This window comes from Pseudochryseolinea flava, from assembly GCF_003286915.1.
Lineage (GTDB): Bacteria > Bacteroidota > Bacteroidia > Cytophagales > Cyclobacteriaceae > Ohtaekwangia > Ohtaekwangia flava.
In genome coordinates this window covers 138,945-158,311 of sequence record NZ_QMFY01000008.1, presented here as the reverse complement: position 1 = coordinate 158,311, position 19,367 = coordinate 138,945, and the positions used below count along the sequence as shown (strand labels likewise).

17 protein-coding genes are annotated in these 19,367 nt (G+C 43.1%); 3 read left to right on the top strand and 14 right to left on the bottom strand.

The features are described 5' to 3' along the window. Positions 1-7 precede the first annotated feature (7 nt). From DQQ10_RS16130 to DQQ10_RS16100, 7 genes are all read right to left on the bottom strand, one after another. Complete coding sequence (locus DQQ10_RS16130; RefSeq protein ID WP_245970440.1) at positions 8-1,471, bottom strand: rubredoxin; 1,464 nt, start codon at positions 1,469-1,471, stop codon at positions 8-10. A gap of 42 nt (positions 1,472-1,513) precedes the next feature. Then, entirely contained in the window at positions 1,514-5,035 is a 3,522-nt protein-coding gene (locus DQQ10_RS16125) for a nitrate reductase (protein WP_112747916.1), read from the bottom strand. A gap of 83 nt (positions 5,036-5,118) precedes the next feature. Then, entirely contained in the window at positions 5,119-5,934 is an 816-nt protein-coding gene (locus DQQ10_RS16120) for an ABC transporter ATP-binding protein (RefSeq protein ID WP_112747915.1), read from the bottom strand. Positions 5,935-5,971: 37 nt separating this feature from the next. Then, complete coding sequence (gene ntrB, locus DQQ10_RS16115; protein ID WP_112747914.1) at positions 5,972-6,832, bottom strand: nitrate ABC transporter permease; 861 nt, start codon at positions 6,830-6,832, stop codon at positions 5,972-5,974. 86 nt (positions 6,833-6,918) lie between these two features. Continuing rightward, a complete protein-coding gene (locus DQQ10_RS16110) occupies positions 6,919-8,184 on the bottom strand; it encodes a CmpA/NrtA family ABC transporter substrate-binding protein (RefSeq protein ID WP_245970438.1) in 1,266 nt (421 codons plus the stop codon). A 13-nt stretch (positions 8,185-8,197) separates the two neighbouring features. After that, a complete protein-coding gene (locus DQQ10_RS16105; RefSeq protein WP_112747913.1) occupies positions 8,198-9,577 on the bottom strand; it encodes an alginate export family protein in 1,380 nt (459 codons plus the stop codon). Positions 9,578-9,741: 164 nt separating this feature from the next. Beyond that, the gene (locus tag DQQ10_RS16100; RefSeq protein WP_185147036.1) at positions 9,742-11,073 is read right to left on the bottom strand and encodes an MFS transporter; all 1,332 of its coding nucleotides are present in this window, start codon (positions 11,071-11,073) and stop codon (positions 9,742-9,744) included. 269 nt (positions 11,074-11,342) lie between these two features. Between DQQ10_RS16100 and DQQ10_RS16095 the strand changes: the two genes are divergently transcribed. Continuing rightward, positions 11,343-11,684: an MmcQ/YjbR family DNA-binding protein gene (locus DQQ10_RS16095; RefSeq protein ID WP_112747912.1), complete on the top strand. Its 342-nt coding sequence runs from the start codon at positions 11,343-11,345 to the stop codon at positions 11,682-11,684. A 105-nt stretch (positions 11,685-11,789) separates the two neighbouring features. Next, positions 11,790-12,326: a hypothetical protein gene (locus DQQ10_RS16090; RefSeq protein ID WP_133259674.1), complete on the top strand. Its 537-nt coding sequence runs from the start codon at positions 11,790-11,792 to the stop codon at positions 12,324-12,326. 138 nt (positions 12,327-12,464) lie between these two features. Here DQQ10_RS16090 and DQQ10_RS16085 read toward each other — a convergent pair whose 3' ends face one another. Genes DQQ10_RS16085 through DQQ10_RS16075 form a run of 3 tightly spaced genes read right to left on the bottom strand, consistent with a single transcriptional unit; the run spans position 12,465 to position 14,651 of the window. Beyond that, the gene (locus tag DQQ10_RS16085) at positions 12,465-13,769 is read right to left on the bottom strand and encodes an MFS transporter (protein ID WP_112747910.1); all 1,305 of its coding nucleotides are present in this window, start codon (positions 13,767-13,769) and stop codon (positions 12,465-12,467) included. Positions 13,770-13,791: 22 nt separating this feature from the next. Further along, on the bottom strand, positions 13,792-14,019 hold the full coding sequence (locus tag DQQ10_RS16080) for a hypothetical protein (protein ID WP_221409746.1): 228 nt from the start codon (positions 14,017-14,019) through the stop codon (positions 13,792-13,794). A 41-nt stretch (positions 14,020-14,060) separates the two neighbouring features. Continuing rightward, entirely contained in the window at positions 14,061-14,651 is a 591-nt protein-coding gene (locus DQQ10_RS16075) for a TetR/AcrR family transcriptional regulator (RefSeq protein ID WP_112747909.1), read from the bottom strand. A gap of 68 nt (positions 14,652-14,719) precedes the next feature. Between DQQ10_RS16075 and DQQ10_RS16070 the strand changes: the two genes are divergently transcribed. Next, positions 14,720-15,553: an NIPSNAP family protein gene (locus DQQ10_RS16070; protein WP_245970437.1), complete on the top strand. Its 834-nt coding sequence runs from the start codon at positions 14,720-14,722 to the stop codon at positions 15,551-15,553. A 119-nt stretch (positions 15,554-15,672) separates the two neighbouring features. Here DQQ10_RS16070 and DQQ10_RS16065 read toward each other — a convergent pair whose 3' ends face one another. The 4 genes from DQQ10_RS16065 to nirD form a co-directional block, all read right to left on the bottom strand. Further along, positions 15,673-16,122, bottom strand: coding sequence for a PRC-barrel domain-containing protein (locus DQQ10_RS16065; protein WP_112747908.1), 450 nt, complete (start codon positions 16,120-16,122; stop codon positions 15,673-15,675). Between the two features lie 167 nt (positions 16,123-16,289). Next, positions 16,290-16,952, bottom strand: coding sequence for a response regulator transcription factor (locus DQQ10_RS16060; RefSeq protein WP_112747907.1), 663 nt, complete (start codon positions 16,950-16,952; stop codon positions 16,290-16,292). Between the two features lie 2 nt (positions 16,953-16,954). Then, positions 16,955-18,805: a sensor histidine kinase gene (locus tag DQQ10_RS16055; RefSeq protein WP_112747906.1), complete on the bottom strand. Its 1,851-nt coding sequence runs from the start codon at positions 18,803-18,805 to the stop codon at positions 16,955-16,957. Positions 18,806-18,973: 168 nt separating this feature from the next. Then, positions 18,974-19,357, bottom strand: coding sequence for a nitrite reductase small subunit NirD (nirD, locus tag DQQ10_RS16050; RefSeq protein WP_112747905.1), 384 nt, complete (start codon positions 19,355-19,357; stop codon positions 18,974-18,976). Positions 19,358-19,367: the final 10 nt, after the last annotated feature.

The window sequence follows — 19,367 nt, the reverse complement described above, 5'->3', positions numbered from 1 at the left end:
TACGCTTTTATTTTCCAACTTCTGAAACTTCACGCAAAGCAACGAAATATTTTTTCGTACTGTCGCAGACGTGGCATTTATATGATTCGGGTAGATCTTCAAAAGAAACACCTGGTGGAATGTTCGCAATAGCATCTCCGTAGCGTTTGTCATAAACGGAGAGACAGTTGGTACACTGATAGCTTGTTACGGCACTCACTTTCTTTTCTTCCTTCGATTGATCCGCCTGCTGTTCTTTCTCAGGATTGAGTTGTCGATAGTACAGCTTACTTAATTCAATTAACAATGTTGGAATGATCTCCTTCTTCACATCGCGTGCATACGTGAGATACGTGATGTTATTGGGATTAAAATTCTTCGCATACTTGATCGTATAACGTTCGCTGGTTTCGTTTTGCGTACTCCTTTCAATAACAATGGAAGTAAACAAAAACATATCGCGTTTCATTTTAATGGTAAACGTTAAACCATGTGTACTGATATCCTGCTGATCGAGTTCACGAACCAAAAATCTTTTTAGTTCAAGTGCATCAGCATCGATTACCGGAAGATGCCAATTCAATTCAAGCGATGAATGGCGCTCGTTAATACCGAATTTACCCATTAACTTCTGCCAGCGTATTCTGTCAGTGGCCTTGATACCTTTAATGATGAACGCCTTCCATGGAATGATGTTGATCTTCCCAATATTTGTTTCTTGACAAAGCCTACATGCCGCCGTCATGAAGTCGATATCGTAGTGATTATTTCGCCAGTAAAGTCCTAACCAGTATTGGTTATTCACCATAGCATTGAGACCTTCATAATATGGGAACGTTGTTTCCGGAAATTTCAATTTCTCTGTGAGTGCGCGGTAGTTGATGCGCATTTTACCCTGCAGGATGACAAATAATTCATCAAGTGCAAAGGGCTGAAAATTCAAGAACAATTCCTCAAGTGCTTTAGAGACCTTCGCAATGTCTTGTGTAAAGATCAACTTTGGCCAGCATTCCACAGAGTTCCCTTTACGTGGATCACGCAAATACATGTACCAATAATTTTCCTCCTTCGATGCGATAAAATTTATTTCACCTGTTAGTAAAGGAATAATACTTTGAACGGGGTCAACGATATTAATTTTGATCTTCGGTTTGTAATCGAAATTGTCGATCACAAAGTGGTAGGTATCTTCTTTAACCCAATTGGTTGTATCAACGACGTTGTCGGCAACGTAAGAACTTACGATGTTTTGGTGGACAGACTGGTCGCTACCAAGTTCGTAGTCGATATGGATCTCACGAAACAATCGGTCCAACTCTTTTTCATCAGCACCATTGGATGGGAACATGATATCCTGGCGTGAGCCAAACAACACGAATTTGTTGCCCAGTGCCCGAGAGATGTCCATGATCTTCAGCATATCGGCCGGAGATAAAATTCCGCCCTTCACAAATGCCCTAATCAAATCACTCTTTTTCGCTTCCATTGTCATATCAAACAGCCGATTACTCCTTAAAGATACTTCTTATAATGTTTAGTTCTCCACCTTTACTGCTTCCAGTTCCTTCAAAATCCGTTGAATCTCTGGCTTGCAACTTCCGCAGCCTAACCCCGCACCCGACGACTGACAAAGCTCTGGCAACGAATTGCAACCACCTTCAACCAATTTCTTCAAGTTGCCCTCTCCCACTTGGTTACATGTACATACCAATTTCCCAACAACGGGCTCTTGCTTTTTCCCAGATCGAAGTAGTTGCATGCGACGATCCGACAACTCAATCTGATTTTCAATCAATGTTTTGAATTCAGCAAACTCAGATTTATCACCAACCAACACGGCACCTACAAGCTTGTCATCCTTGACGATACATTTCTTGTAGTAGCGCATCGACTTATCGATGAAAAGAATTTCATCATATCCCTCACTGTTCACCGGAATTTCGGCAATACCGATAGAGCATAGATCAAGGTTGGAGAATTTCAAAATGTTCATCGGCGTAGCACCTTCATACGTGCTCAATACATCGCCGTAAATAAAGCGCGCCAATACATCGGCCTGCTTCTCAGCAGCTGACGTAATGCCTAACAGCTTGCCGCGATGTTCTGCAATCTCCCCTGCCGCAAAAATATTTGGATCGCTTGTCTGCATATAGTCATTTACAACGATACCCCTAGCGGTATCAAGCCCTGCTTCCGTTGCAAATTCAATATTGGGCCTAGTACCTACAGCATAGACAATCGCGTCGACAATGAGAACCTTACCTGATTTAAGATGAACTGCTAGTTGATTCTTTCCTTTCACTTGTTCCACTGATTCCACCTGATCGCGAAGCTGCGGCTGAATACCCATCTCTTCTACAATCTCAAGCAGCAACTGGCCAGACATGTTATCCAACTGTCGTTCCATTAAGCGACCACTCAATTGAATGATTGAAATATTAACATCCAATTCACGCAACGATGCAGCAAGCTCTAACCCCAACAAACCACCACCAATAATCGCCACATGGCCATCCGCTTTCAAAAATTTCTTAAGCTCATCGGCATCTTTTCTTGTGCGCATCGTAAACACACCTGGAAGATGCACTGGTGCTTCCTTAGGAATATGTGCTCTACTACCGGTAGCGAGAATGAGTTTGTCATACGGATATTTCTTTCCCGTATTATCAACGACATACTGTTGCGTGCGGTTGATCATGACGATTTCCCTTTCCGTGTGAAGTTTTACATTCAACGATTCAAACTCACCGTTCTGGAATTTTTGCAAGCGATCCCATGATAGTGTATCGTTTACATATTCAGGTAACAGTACGCGGTTATAAAAAGGATCTTTCTCCTTCGAAAAAACTAAGATCTCGTCTTGTTCATTCAGCATTCTATAGGTCTGCAAGAATCGATACGACGCGGCGCCTGCACCAACAACAATAATTTTTTCAATCGGCTTTTCGAATTTGCGAACTTCAACAGCAGAGAATTTAAAGTCAGGCTCCTTGGAGATCGGATCAACCAAATGACTGGTGAGATTATTCGCGCGCGCCAAATCCTTTTGCAAAATTTTTCCCCAATGCATAGGAAGAAAAACAACACCTTTCTTGATGTCTTCTGAAATTTTTGCCGACACACGAACAGTACCGCGAAAATTATCGATCTCGACTACATCACCCTCTTTGATATTTCTGACCATGGCATCATGCGGATGAATTTCGAGTACCGGCTTGTCGATGTGCTGCCGAAGCTTATTGACTTTTCCTGTCTTGGTCATCGTATGCCACTGATCGCGTATTCGTCCGGTGGTTAGGATCAAGGGGAAGTCGCTTGTCAACGGCTCCGATTGATTTTCTGGATTATTCAACGGATGAAATTTCGCTTTCTTTGATGGTGTATAAAACTGACTATCGGTAAAAAGTCTGGCGGTTCCTTTGTGATTCTTTTCCGGAACAGGCCACTGAATTGTTCCGCTTTCTTTGAGCTGAGCATAGTTCAGTCCGCTGATATCAAGGTTCGTACCTTTTGTGAGGCGACAATGTTCATCGAAAATTTCGTCGACGTTGTTATAGTCAAACCCATGAAAGCCCATCGCTTTAGCAAAGCGGCAAAGTATTTCTACATCCGGCAATGCTTCACCTGGTGCATCAATAGCCTTGCTTAAATGACTGATTCGACGTTCCGAATTTGTCATTGTTCCTTCCTTTTCGAAGTGGCCCGCGGCAGGAAGTATCAGATCGGCGAAATCCAGCGTATCGGATTTACGAGAAATATCTTGGACAACAACAAAGCGTGCTTTCTTCATCGCGGCTTCAGCGCGACGCGTATCAGGCAAACTTACCAACGGGTTCGTACAGATAATCCAAATTGCTTTCAAGTCACCACGTTCAAGAGCCTCAATCATTTGCGTGGCGGTGAGTCCAGGTTTTTCTGAAATTGACGGAACACCCCAGAACGATGCCACCTCTTTCCGATGTTCGGGATTTGCGTACGAACGATGTGCGGCAAGCATCGTGGCAAGACCGCCAACTTCACGACCACCCATCGCATTGGGTTGCCCAGTTAAAGAGAATGGTCCGGAACCCGGTTTGCCGATATGCCCCGTGATCAAATTCAAACTAATCAGCGCGATATTTTTGTTCACGCCGATCACGCTTTGATTCAATCCCATCGCCCACAAAGTCAAAAAACCTTTTGCAGCAGCAATGTATGACGCGGCCAGTCTGATGTCACTTTCGGGCACATCACAAATGCGCGCTGCTTCTTCAACAGTAACGTTGAACACAGCATCGCGGTATTCCGCAAAACCTTCAGTGTGGTTGTTAATAAAGTTATAATCGACATCACCGTTCTCAATGAGAATGCGAGCGATGGCATGATACACGTACATGTCGGTGCCCGGCGAAATTTGCAAATGCAAATCCGCCATTGCGCAGGTCTGCGTGCGTCGCGGATCAACGACAATAACTTTGACGTCGGGATTAGCTTGCTTATGCGCCTCGATTCTTCTGAACAAAATCGGATGACACCATGCTGGATTTGCCCCCGCGATAAAGAAACAATCTGCTAGCTCGATGTCTTCATATGCAATGGGAACAGAATCTTCACCGAGCGTCTTGGTATACCCTGCTACTGCACTACTCATGCAGAGCCTTGAATTCGTATCGATATTATTCGTACCGAGAAATCCCTTTACCAGCTTATTGGCGATGTAGTATTCTTCTGTCAGGCATTGCCCAGACACATAAAATCCTACGGCGTCGGGGCCATAGGTTTGAATGATCGATTTAAAAACAGCAGCAGCACGTTGCAAGGCCATGTCCCAACTTACTTGTTGGTAAGGGTGGTTTCTGCTCCATCGCATTTCTGGATGGAGTAGCCGGTCACTTTGATCTTGCATAGCGTAATGCAAGTTCATGCCCTTCGAACACAACATTCCTCTGTTCACCGGATGATCTTGATCTCCTTCAACAGTGATCTTCCCTTTTCGATTTTTCTTGACAACAATGCCACAACCCACTCCGCAGTAGGAGCAGGTTGTTTTGAAACTTTCTTCCGCGTGTCTCTTCATCTTATGTTTTTCCCGTTTCCATGACAATGCATCAAAACGAGTCCTTAAATACTAACATTCCATAGCAATAATCACCAGTATGACTACGCCGCCTTTTCTTTGAAGAAATCCTTTTCGTCAATTTCAACTTTATCCATCAGCAAACTCAACAGTCGCTCACGAATAATTTTGTATTCCTCCATGTTCACGATGTCTTTCTTATTGCGTGGCCTTGGCAAGTTCACTTCTTCAATTTCGCGAATCGTCGCAGCAGGTCCATTGTTCATAACTACAATTCGATCGGAAAGAAAAACCGCTTCTTCAATATCATGTGTAACCATCACAATCGTTTTGCTCCGTTGTGTCAGGTTCCACATTTTCAGCAACTCGATATGAAGTGATCCTTTTGTAAGTGCATCAAGTGCTCCGAAAGGTTCATCTAACAACAATACATCGGGATTGATAGCGAAGGCACGCGCAATGGCGGTGCGTTGTTTCATTCCACCGGAAATCTGTTTTGGAAACTTTTCACGATGCTCCCACAGATTCACCATCTTCAGATATTTTTCCACGAGTTCTTTTTTCTCAGCTTTCGATGTTAGCACCAATGCTGCATCAACGGCTTGAAAAATATTCTCGTACACGGTTAACCAAGGAAGTAATGAATAATTCTGAAAAACGATTCCACGATCAGGACCTGGACCTTTGATTTGCTTACCGGCCAAAGTTACCGTTCCCTTTGCTGGATAAAGCATTCCGCTGATGGCGTTCAAAATTGTAGACTTACCACAACCAGAATGACCAATGATCGAAACGATTTCTCCCTTTGCAATATCTAAGTTTACATCCTTCACTGCCACAAAGCGACCTTTGGGCGTGTTGAAGGAGATTTCCATATTTTCAATTTTTAAATAGCTCATCTTTCACATGTTGTTTAGTTGCTCATGCTACGCTTCGTTAGATACTGTACGTTACACGTTTTTCGATGAGTGAAAATCCTCTATCCAAAAGAAGACCCACTAGACCGATAATAAGAATTGCCGAGATCACACGTTCGAGACTCAGCGCATTCCAGCTGTCCCACACAAAGAATCCGATACCGATTCCGCCCGATAACATTTCGCCAGCAACAATAACCAACCACGCCACACCAATGCTAAGTCGCAGCCCAGTAATGATATGCGGCAAGCTAAATGGAAGAAGTACTTTCGTAAGATATTTCCATTTCGAAAAGCCAAAAGCCTTCGCTACGTTCTTGTGATCGTCAGGCAATGACGCGACACCGAAAGAGGTGTTGATCAACGTTGGCCAGAGCGACGTGATGAATATGATGAAGATCGTCGCTGATCCCGCCGACTGAAAAGCCACTAAACCAATCGGAAACCATGCGAGTGGAGATACCGGCTTCAGTACTTGCACGATAGGATAGAACATTCGTTTACATATTGTACTCGCTCCAATTAAAATTCCCAATGGAATGGCGACGATTGCCCCTAATGTAAAGCCAAAGAAAACGCGCAAGAGAGAGCTTCCCAACTGGAGACCAATACCCTTATCGTTAGGGCCATAATCATAGAATGGATCTTTAATGAGTTCCCACAAGACTAAAAAGGTTGCGTAAGGCGTTGGCAACTCACCATCAGTTAAGATACTCACGAGATACCATATACCTATAAGAATGCCAAAACCAAGTGCATTAAACACCAAGCCTTTTATTATCGAGATAAGCTTAGCTACGAAAACATTTGTCGTCTCACCATTGCTACCGCCGAACCAATCACGCGTAAATGTCGCTGTAAGTGTTGTTGTTCTTTTCATGTTTCTTGTGCCTGGCGCCTCTCATCATTCGACGAGAGGAACCTAGGCGTTACAAAGTTTACAGATCAATTGATCGTTGGAATCATTTACTTTTTTGCCAGCTTTAAATAGTCACCCGGGCTATTGGGATCGAACACTGCTTTGTCTATCGTTAAGGTGAAGGGTTTCATATCATCAGCCGGTATCTTAATGTTCATGCTTTTCGCTACTTCTATATACAAATCCTGCATGATCAACTTATCGGCAATAGCTTTGTAGTCGGGTGCCGATTGCAAATAGTCGAAACGCATGTACTGTGCCATAAACCAAATTGCGTGTGATTTCCGCGGCAAGTTTGTATCACCGCCACGATGGAATAACATATAATCATCCGTGTAGATCTGCGTACCTTGATCGCAACCAAGATTATAGTCACCCATCAAACGTGCTTCGATTACATCCGCAGGCGCGTTTACATACTGTTGCTTTCCAATAATGGCAGCAGCCTTCTTGCGGTTAGCACGATTGTCAAGCCATTTACAAGCTTCCAACACCGCTTTCATAACGAGCTTCAATTCTTCTCGCCGTCCTTCTGAAAAACCCTTATTAACAACGAGCGCTTTTTCGGGATGATGTTTCCAAATGTCTTGTGTTGATATTTCTGTGAACCCAACATTCTGCTTCACAGCTACTCCCCCCCAAGGTTCACCTACACAATAGCCATCCATGTTGCCAACTTTCATGTTTGCTACCATTTGTGGTGGCGGAATAGTAATGATCTTCGATGTTTTTTGATTTATACCTGCTGCCGCAAGCCAATAACGAAGCCAAATGTCGTGCGTTCCGCCAGGAAAAGTCATCGCGAACGTCACTTCCTTTTCCGCCTTCTGTTTTGCTGCAACAACGCCAGCCACTTTATTGGTTTGCTTGAAACCTACTTTACCACAGAAATCTTTTGATAAAGTGATAGCCTGTCCGTTGTTATTGAGGACCATGGCTATTTTCATTTCTGAACCGGCCTTACCGCCAACACCCGTGTACACTGAAAACGGCATACTGAAAAGACAATGAGCACCATCGAGTTCTCCCGTTAATATTTTGTCGCGCACATTGGCCCACGAAGCTTCTTTCGTTACCTCTACATTCAAACCATACTTCGTAAACAATCCAAGCTCCTTTGCCATGACGATTGGTGCGCAATCGGTCAAAGGAATAAATCCTAACTTGATCACATCACCTTTTTCTCTGGGTGAGGTCGTTGTTGCAGCACTGTTTGATGATTCATTCACCGTTGCCGCTGTGAACACTAGCAGCATGAGTGGAGCAAACAGTAGAACTAAAAATTTCGATATGTTGATATTGATATTTTTCATTGTCGTAAGGTTTTTATTTGAGGATAATTTCAGATGGCTTGATGTTAATCATCACGTAAGCCCAATCAGAGAAATCAGCAGCTTTCTTCACGTTCTTGACTTTGGGTGAAGACATCGTTTCTGTAGAAAACATAGCTGAGTAGCCACCCTCAAAGGTGATCGCCTTCGTCAACGTATATTGGAAAATCAAATCCAGTTCGGTTCCTAGTTTTTTAGAAAGCTCCTTGCCATCATTTGCTTTTACCGCAGCGGGTAATACAAATTCATGAGCATCTAATGTTAAAGTCAAATTGTCTTTAGCTTTGTATTTTGTTTTGAAGTAAAAATCCTGTAAACCGCTTGACCCAAATCCATCGGCTACATAGAAGTAATCCATGTATCCCCAAAACTTATGAGGAGTTCCATAGAGTGGATCAAAGCGTTTAAATTTATCTGCTGGATCAGTGCCGTTGTTTCCAGATGTTATATCGACACCTGGACCAAAGCTCCACTTGCGGCCGGCGGAATACATCACCGATGCGGAGACTAGATATTCATCGAGCTTCGTTCCTTCACGATATTGACCGAATTGATAAAATGCGCTCAACGCAAATCCGAGCTTACGTTTCGCTGTTCCAAAAAGATTACCGCCGAGTGTATAGCGGCTCCACACGCCTTTTTCATAGATCGGTGTTTTTTTCTCAACATCGGTCTCTGCAAAATGGAATTTACTGAAGTCATCTTTGAAAAAGAGGAACGATGAATTTCCGAAGAAATGCTTGCGACCGACGTACAGAAATTGCATGGCTTTGTATTGCGCCGTTAATCCATTGGTGCTTACTGCGCCAGCGGTAGGGGTACCGTTGTACAATGTGTTTGATTTTCTTTCAGCATTTTGGTTATATGCAACACCAAGATGTGCAGTCCATCCGCTATGATCGAATTTTAATACCATCGCGTCATGTCGTCTTGCCTGTTGTAGCCAATCGAGATTTCCCAGGAGGCGAGCATCATCATATACAAGTTCCTGACGTCCGATTTTCAATGCGAAGTTCTTGACTACTTTACCGGTGTCTACAAGACTAATTTCGGCCCATGCCTCGTGCAGCATAAATCCATCGATCGCATCTGATGTTGTACGATTGATTTGTGATTGGTCTTGTCCCCATACGCGAACATCTTGAATTGACGTATATATTTTCAGACGGTGTGCCGCAAAGCCAACATTCAGTCGGGAGCGTTGTGAGGTGAATAGTGCACGTGAGGTATCTTGCACTTGCGGAAGACCTTGTCCGTTACGCAGTTCAGTCCGCGTTCTAATTTGTCCAGAAACGGTAATTTGTGCATGCATCACTTTTGGTGCGAGCATGCAAAAAAGGAGTGAGAAAAGTAGTAAGTATTTTTTCTTATCCATAGATTTGTATGTTTAGTTTGAAAGAACTAGATAGGTCCCCTGATGAATGTCCAGTTCCTACGGGGACTTTTTGTTTTTAGCGGGATTACCTGGTAACCGCGCTATGCTGTCAATGTTAAAATGTTGCTATTTCTACCTGTATCATTTTGAGAGGTGATTATCAATTAAGCAGGTTGTAATTCTGTTTGTGTTACCGGTGCATTTTCTACTACCGGATTATTTTTCTTCATCGTTACCATCACGAGGATTAGCGACAGCACTGAAACAGCCATCACCACGATGCCAATAATGAACAAGCTTTCACGATATGAGATTGTTTTTGAGGCGAACAGAAATCCAGCGAGCACGGCACCAACATTTCCGCCCGCGCCAACGATACCTGCTACAGCACCCATGGCCTTCTTATTAATGAATGGCACCACAGCGTAAGTTGCTCCGTTAGACATTTTCAAGAAGAGCGCGAAGAGCAACATGGTAACGATCGCCCACAATAGCACGTCCATTGTAGAGAAGATCATGATGCCGATACCTTCAAGCAGTAAGAATGCGCCGAGAATGATTATCCTTCCATTAATGCCGTATTTTTTTCCCGCCATATCACCGAAGATTCCACCCAATGCACGCGCGAAGATGTTCATCATCCCAAACGTGCCTGCAATGATGCCGGCTTCTTTAATACCTAAATTGAAATTGTCGACGAAGTAGAGTGTTGCGATATTGTCGATCGTAATCTCAATACCAAAGCAAGCGCCATACGCGAGGAAGAGCACCCAAACACGATAATCTTTACAAGCACTCCAGAAATTTCCTTTGCCACTTTTCTTGTCTGTTGCTGTGCGATCAATGTCTTTGAAATTTCCGCTTGGTGTATCTTGTGTAAAGAAGTAGTAGATAAAACCCATGATGAACAGTGCTGCACCAGGAACGACCATGCTATAACGCCATGCTTGTGGCTCCAGATAACCGGCGCCAACAAACGCTGCAAATACTAACGGCATTACCATTAATGTAACACCACCGCCCATATTTCCCCAACCAGCAACAGTAGCATTTGCAGTACCCACTACGTTGGGCGCGAACATCACAGAGGTGTGATATTGTGTGATTACAAATGAAGCCCCAATAAGACCAATGGCTAAACGAAATAATAAAAACGATTCGTAGCTGTTAGCAAAACCAATACACATTACCGGAATAGATCCGATAATCAACAACAGCGTGTAGCTCAACCGTGGTCCGATTTTATCACACAACCATCCGAAGAATAAGCGCGCAAAAACAGTAATGGCTACCGAAGCAATGATGATGTTTCCTATTTGTGCTTGATCAAGATTAAGATCCTTTCTGACAATAGGCATCAAAGGAGCGATGCCGAACCATCCGAAGAAACAAAGGAAGAACGTCATCCAAGTTAAATGAAAGGCCCGCATCTGGGGTGTTTTAAAATCGAGTAAGTTGATTTTAGTGGCTTTGTCTGTGGGATTGCTGTTGAGCATGCTTGAAACGTTTACGTAATTAATACGTAATAAACATACGTAACTTACTTATATTTTACGTAATAAATACGTAAAAATAATTACGAAAAGGATTGATTTACGTAGAAAATCGTTTGCAAAAACGACCGTAAGTGTGGTCATCCATAGTTAAGTAAATAACAACAGCTTCTGTCTCCAGGCCATGTTGGGCTGACGCAGGCCGATAAAAATATGTCGATATACGACAACATGGATCTTTGTATCTTGATTTGTGAGTTAAGAAGCACGCGATGATCTCAGTTAACAACTTCCGAAAAATTGCACTCGGGTTGGCAGAAGTCGAAGAACAACCGCATTGGGAAAATCCATCGTTTCGTGTGCGTAAGAAAATTTTTGCTACGCTAAAAGAAAATGAAAAACGAGCAGTCGTAAAACTGACTGCCTTAAATCAATCTGTTTTTTGCGCGTATGACGAACATGTAATCTATCCTGTACCTGGTGGTTGGGGTAAGCAAGGTTGGACAATCATTGATCTTCGTCGAGTGAAAGCATCGATTTGTAAAGATGCACTCATCACTGCGTATTGCACGGTAGCGCCGAAAAAACTTTCTGAACCTTACCAACGCATTTAAAAAATTCCACACGTTTCTCTTGGCAACCAATCAGCTACGCGCAGGGTCGTGTGGTAGGCTGGCACATAACTTTAGTAACTACTCATAAATATTAAAACCAGATTTATGAAAAAGTTACTATTCTGTTTGACTGTACTGGCGATGGGATCATTGCTCGCAGCTTGTAAAGACGAAGATGATGATGATGATAAGAAAGTGGCTAATGAATTTAAAGTTAACAACACAACTTATGCACTCACCGACGCTTATGTCGATTCAGTTACTACTACAACCGTTGGTGATAAATCATATCACGTTTACAACGTCGTCATTGCATCAGACGGCATCACGTTTTCTGAAAGCGATAAGTTTCAGGGTTCAGGAGATGCTGTGCGTTTCCAAGTTCAATCGACGCAAGAAGGCTGGGTGCCCGCAGCACAGTATTTACCTGGAACATCAGATAACATCTTAAAATCTGCGCTGGTGTTCGTTGGGTTTGGATCTGAAACACCTACAGTGTATGATGAAGAAATTTCCGACGGTCAGGTAACTGTCAGTAAATCAGGTGAGGAACATGTATTTGAATTCTCGTTCACCCTTGAAGATAATAGTACCATCTCTGGTTCGTTCAAAGGAGCAGTAACAAAGGCAAACTCATTTTAATACATCGCAAAAAATAAACGAAAAAGCCTCAACTAAACTGAGGCTTTTTTATTTCAACAAAAATGTATGCCATCGAATAAAATGGGGAGCAGTTCCCTCAGTTCCAGTAGCCAGTACGTTGTCGTGTAGATCTCATTTTTACCTCGCTGCAACTTCAACAACTTTTTCACCTGATGTTTTTGAAGGTTGACTTCCCTGCGCGCCAAGCTTTTGATTCACTTGCTTACTGATGAAATACATCATCACTACTGTGATCGCCATGGTTACCACCACCACATAACTCAAGGTATCAAAATTCTCGACAGGTGATGTTTTTGTTTTTTGAAACACGATCAGTCCAGCGATTGATACGGCAATACCACCGGCGAAATATTGCATCGAAGAATTGATTGCCATGAATGCTCCACGATCCGCGGGATTCGGAATAATACTCATCAACGCCTGCGAAGCAATCATTCGCGACGTGATCCCAGCAAACATAATTGCATTAATGATGATCAGTACCCACAGTTGTGTTGGACCCAAGTTCGCATAGATCACCACTACCGTTGCGCTAATCAGCGAACCAATACAAAAGACCGGATACTTTCCAACAGTATCTGCAAGCTTTCCAATAAAAGGTCCGGAGATCATGGTAAATACGCCCGTGATCAAATACAACCATGGTAACAATTCTTCCGCTATCCCGAGATTGATCGTGGTGAATAAACTTCCAAAAGGCATGAGCATGAATCCGCCGGTAGCCAAAAGCGTTGTTGCTGCAAACGCTTTTACATATTGTTTGTTGGAAAGAGTCTTCAACAAATGATCAAAAGGTTTGCGATCTGTTTTAATAGACAAATGAGCATTCACTGGCTCCATTTTTACAATCATGAACAGTACAAACAGGCCAAGCACCACAAGTATCAAGAAGATCATATGCCAGTCCATCGCATATCCTGCAACTTTCCAATCCTCATGTGTACCAAACATCAATCCAACTGGTACGGCTAAGATTTGACTAGCACCTAAAGCCATCTGCGCGAAGCCCATTACACGTCCGCGGACTTGTGGAGCAAATAAGTCGGTCACAATCGCGAACACGACTGATCCTACGACACCACCAAATATTCCAGTCACGACACGCGCCGACAGCAAAAAATAAAAACTATTGGCAAGTCCGCACAGTAATGTTCCGATCAAAAATCCTGAGTAAAAGAACAGTAGAATTTTTTTGCGGTCGAACCGGTCAGCAAAACCTGCAGCAAGTAAACCTGAAATTGCTGCGCTTACCGCGTAACCCGCCACGACAATTCCAAATTGCGCTGTCGTGATATTCAACTCAGGCATCAACTTCATCCCGAGTGGTGCTAAGACCATAAAATCGGCGATCACCGTGAACTGAACGAGTACAATGAGCGCAATAACAAATCGCTCATATTTTGAAAAAACTATTTTCTTCATTGTTTGAAATCTTACTTGTTAACTAATCTGGCAATTCCTCACATAAATATCCCGCAGCATTTATCTGATGTTGCACTTCCATCGGCGTCAACGTGTTCGACACAACGCGCAATATGCGATCAACATCTTCAAGATCGACATTCCACTTTTTTATGCGTGGATCTTTCGATAAAAGCATCGCGATGTCTTCAACGCCACTTGGGTTAAGGTTGGTCTTAAACACCAACACCGCATTCATTGTTTCCATCATACAACTAGGGTCTATTTCTTACACTACAAGCTATCGACACATTAAGGCTTTAACGCCTTGAGCACAAGCTTAAAAGTTTGATTGATCGTCTTCTCATCCAGTACAAACTTTTCGTCTCGCAATCCTCTTCCAGACATGTGCATCTTTACAAGTTGATACAGCGGAGCAAAAGCCACTGACCAATATACTTCTACAGGTACCTTCACAACCTCTTTACGACGAATTGCATTGTGAACAAATTCGCCCATCGTGTTAATAAACTTTGCATCCATTTTTTTTGAACAAGCCTCGTGATACGGCGAGTACTTAATCTGTTCCATAAAATGGAGTTCCATCGGATATTCCATGCAAAACCTCGCCCGATTTTGCCACTGTAATTTTAGTCCCGCTTCGAATGACATTCCGGGATCAAAGCCCTCCAGTGTCGTATCGACCATCTTTTTCATCACCCAAACCCACAATTGCACGATCATGTCATCGCGATCTTTGTAATAGATGTAAAGTGTGGCCGGAGATACCCCCGCTTCCTTTGCGAGCTTTTGCATGCTTAATCCATCAAACCCATGTTTTACAAAAAGTTCGATGGCCTTTTGGCGGATGGTCTCTTCTTTATTCTCGTCTCTTGTTCGCACCCGGCAAATATAAATGAATATTCGTTCACTTATACAAGCACAGGGCGTTATGTTTTTTCAACAAAACAATGTTGCAACGCTTTGTTACCATCGTTACCTTCAACTTCAAATACAACCACATTATGATCAAGTATCTCTCCATCGCTCTCCTTTACACGCTTCCTTGCCTTGTTTTTGCTCAGAAAAAAGCGACGCAGGAATTCTATGAAATCAGAACCATAAACATTTCAAACGCAAATCAAGAGGCGGCTAACGACGCATATCTAAAACAGTCACTCCTACCCGCATTGCATCGCGCAGGGATTAAAAACATTGGTGCGTTTAAGCCCGTGTCGTCTGATACTGTGAATTCTGGAAAGAAAATTATCTTACTCATCCCCTATCAATCGCCCGATCAGTTTGTAAAAATTCAAGATGTACTTTCAAAAGACAATACATACGCGACTACCGGTAAAGATTATCTCGATGCCGATTATCAAACACCAACGTTCGATCGCATCGAATCGATATTCCTCAGGGCTTTCCGTGATGCACCTAAACTTCATGCTCCATCATTCACCACTCCACGCGACCAACGGATTTACGAGCTGAGAAGTTACGAAGGCCACAGCCAAAAAATTTACAAGAACAAAGAGCACATGTTTAACGAGGGTGGCGAAATACTACTATTCGAAAAATTAAAGTTCAATGCAGTATTCTATGGAGAAGCGTTGATTGGTCCAACCTTACCCAATTTAATGTACATGACTTCATTCGAGAACCGTAGCGCCAGAGAAGAGCACTGGAAGACATTTGTGAGTGACCCGGAATGGAAAAAGATGTCGTCACTGCCGATGTACCAGCATAACGTATCAAAGATTACGATCATGCTGCTTCATCCAACGGACTACTCGGATTATTAGTAAACTAACGTGAAGCAATAAAAAGAAGAAGCGTCGCCTTTTTGAGCGACGCTTTCCATACCAGGTTACAACGTAAGGTCTATACGACAAAGTCGCACTATTCACGAACGTTACAACAACTAGTAATACGCCCGGGGCGATCCCCAATAGGTGTTTACATCGTTAAAATATGAGTGGTCGTTGGTATCGGGCCAGTGGGCTTTATCGAAGCCTGGAGTATCCTTCAGGTAATCCTTGTCACGATTCAAAATGAAGAGCTCACGCTCGGCATCAAGCGTCAATTCTGAAAAAGGAATAGCAAATAATTTTCCGCCAATCCCCAAGAACGAACCAAACTCTAACACCACATATTCAATTTCGCCCGTGTTTAAGTTCACCATCAGGTTATCGATTTTGCCGAGGTCATCTCCTGCAGCATTCTCTACGCTATCTCCAATAATCGACGTGGCTGTAAGTCGTCTTACAGGCGTGTTGGCATACGGACCTTCATGATTCGTTCCCGTACGATTGTCGACATCATAACTTTTTTCTTGCAATGCCATAGTTCCTCCTTTGTTTTGATTCAACATGAAGGGAGGAATAAAATGTGGTGCCAGGTTAGACGTGCTGATGTGTTGATGTTAATTGATCAACGAATAGTTCATATTTATTCATCAATAATTAATGTGATCGTTTAGTGGTGAGCACATAAGCCGGAGGACGTCAGCACATCAATACGTCAATACGTCAACACCATTTAAACCAGATTCTCCTTCACCGCTTTATTCACCATGTCTATGGCGTTGTTGACGCCTAACTTTTTCATGATGTTAAAGCGGTGGGTTTCGATGGTACGGACACTTTTGCCAGACGCTTCGGCAATTTGCTTGTTTTGTTTCCCATCGATAACCATTTGAAGAATCTCTTTCTCTCGGCGCGTCAGGTTATATGTATCTTCGATGTCGGCCACCTTGTTGGTGTACGGCTTGGTTTGCGCATTCAAAAGGCGGTTAGCCAGTACGTTGGATACTGCCCCGCTAAAATATTTGCTTCCACTATGAATTTGTTTCAATGCCTTTACAAATTCGTTGCGGTCGGTATCTTTCAATAAATATCCATGGGCTCCAGCATCCAGCGCTTGCATCACGTATTCTTCCGAGTCGTGCATTGACAATATAACGGCTTTTGTATCTGGCGAATAATCGTCCAATCGCGCTGCTGCTTCAAGTCCATTCAACTCCGGCATTCGAATATCTAAAACAAGGATATGAGGATGCAAACGTTTTGCTGCTTCAAGTGCTTCAAGTCCGTTCCCTGCCTCGCCGATCACATCAATGTCATGATCTGATTCAAGCATAGCTTTAATCCCGTTACGCACCAACACATGGTCATCCGCTAAAACGATGTTGATCTTATTCATAGTTATACTGCAATTAAAGTTTTAACAGGAACAGCCAAATGCACACGCGTTCCTTTACCTGGTTCTGATTTAATGCTAAGTGCACCGTTAATATATTCGGTACGTTCGTACATATTAAAAAAGCCTCTGCCCGACTCGATGTTCACGCTACGTGCCTCCACAAGTTTCTCATCGAAACCATTCCCATTGTCCTGCACGATGATATTTACAGTTTCTTCTTCCTGTTGAAGGATAACATCAATCTGGGTTGCAGATGAATACTTGATAGCGTTGTTGATCGCTTCCTGAATAATTCTGAAAATGTTATTCTCGATTTTCTGTGGTAGTCTAACAGATGTATCACCTTCTGTTTGATACGCCAATTTTATTTCCGTCAGTTTACCGATCTCTTTTACGAACACATTCAATGCTGCTTGTAATCCGTAGTCGCCAAGTACAGTTGGCTTGAGATTGAACGTTACACGTCGCACCTCCTTAATTACTTGTGCAATAAGATGTTGGATTTCTGTAAGTTTCTGCTGAACAGCTGTTGGATCACCAGTCGCATTAATTGATTCAATGTGGAATTTCAAAGATGTTAGCATCTGGCCAATGCCATCGTGGATATCCATGGCCAAACGTTTCCGTTCCTCCTCCTGCCCTTCCAGAATTAAAACCGAACGAAATTTCTGTTGATTGACTTTCTTCTCTACTTCCGCACGATTTTTTTCGCGCATATTCTGTTCAGCAAACTTTTGCCTTGTAATATCTGATCCCATGATCAGCCATTCGTCTATCTCATCCTCCTCGTTAACCACGGGCACGATCATGATCTCCGCCCAGCGATCTTTCCCCGTTTTTTCGTTGACGTAGCGAACCACGCCTTGCCATGCTTTGCCATTCGATACGAGGTCCAAAATTTCTTCGAGACTATCTTCGTCCAACGATTCGTCGCCGAACAAATCTTTCACTACGCCACCTGTTGCACCTTCATCGATGCCGCTCAAGTCAGCAAACAAATCTGAAATGAAGGTTACGTTTCCACCGCGATCAGTCTTTGCGTAGAGTTTCGGTGTCTCCTTCGGCAAATTCACGTGCGAAAGATCTTCATACGATTTTTCGAGTGACGCATAGAGCACGCCAATTTCCTTCGAGAGTTTTTTAGCATTCTTCTCCGACGCAATCAGTTGGTTAACGGTCTTGTTGACTTGCACGGCTGTCGGGCGGAATACAAATAGAATTTCCAAAGCAATGACGAGTATTGAAAGCGCGAGCAGAAAATATTCAAGCTTACTCAACGTGGCTATTTTTTGCTTGGCTTCGAAATCATACTGGAACACAATGCGATCCATCTTCTGCAGAAAAGCAAATTCGTTGTCGAGCAACAGTTTCACCGCGTTGTCAATAGAAGCTTTGTCTCTTACCTCACCTTTCTTAAACGCTATAATTGCTTTCGCACTTTCATAAACATGTTGAAAGTACGGATCGATATCCTGAAACATTCGAATGATGCTATCGCTGTTGGTTCCCGGAAGCTGCAAGGCCGTATCACCATGCTGTAATCCAACATGACCACGTTTCCATTCTTCGAGTAGCTTTTCGAGTGTGGCAGCTTTATCAGCAAAATGTGTATGCTCGATATCTGTATACAATAGCAACGACATTTTAACGATCCATTGACTTTTATAACGTTGTGTTCCCGCTAGGTTAACAACACGCGAGTCGCTGGACTGGCTCTTGAGGTGATTCTGAATCAGAAATTGTCCTACGATGGATACAATCGCGATAACACTGAGGGCGAGTATGTACCACATGCCCAGCTTGCTAAAGCGGTTGAATTTCAACTTATCCTCGGTGTTAAACTTAAGTATCATTTACGTAGGAAAGTTACGTAGCATGCTTGATTCTGCACTACGCAACTGCGTAATATTTTCGATGAAATATTTTAACGTTTCAGTGTTGGTAAGAAATGCCAGGTTTCGAGGCCCGACATTTCACCTTGCCGTTTAGGCAAGCCCTACCACTTTTATAAAAAGAACGCTTTACTTCGTAAAGCCTATATGAACGTAGCCATCTTCAATTTTCACAGGGAAGACGGCAATTGAACACTCTTCCGCGTTCAAGCATTCTCCGGTTTTAAGAGAGAACGTCTTCTTATGAAAAGGACATGCGACTTTCGGTTCGCCTTCTACTGAGCCAACCATTCCGCGCGAGAGAACCATCTGCATTTTGTGAGGACAAAGATTCTGGCAAGCAAACCATTCGTTTCGTCTCGTAAAGTTGAACACCGCTACTTGCATGTCTTTATACTTTACACATGCGCCGCCGTTTTCCGGAAACGCTGTTACGTGCGCAGCTTTAAACCAAACATTCACTTCGGTTTCTACTTCAGGCTTGAAGGTCTTGATAGCGTTTAGTATTTCCATGTTGTAAGTC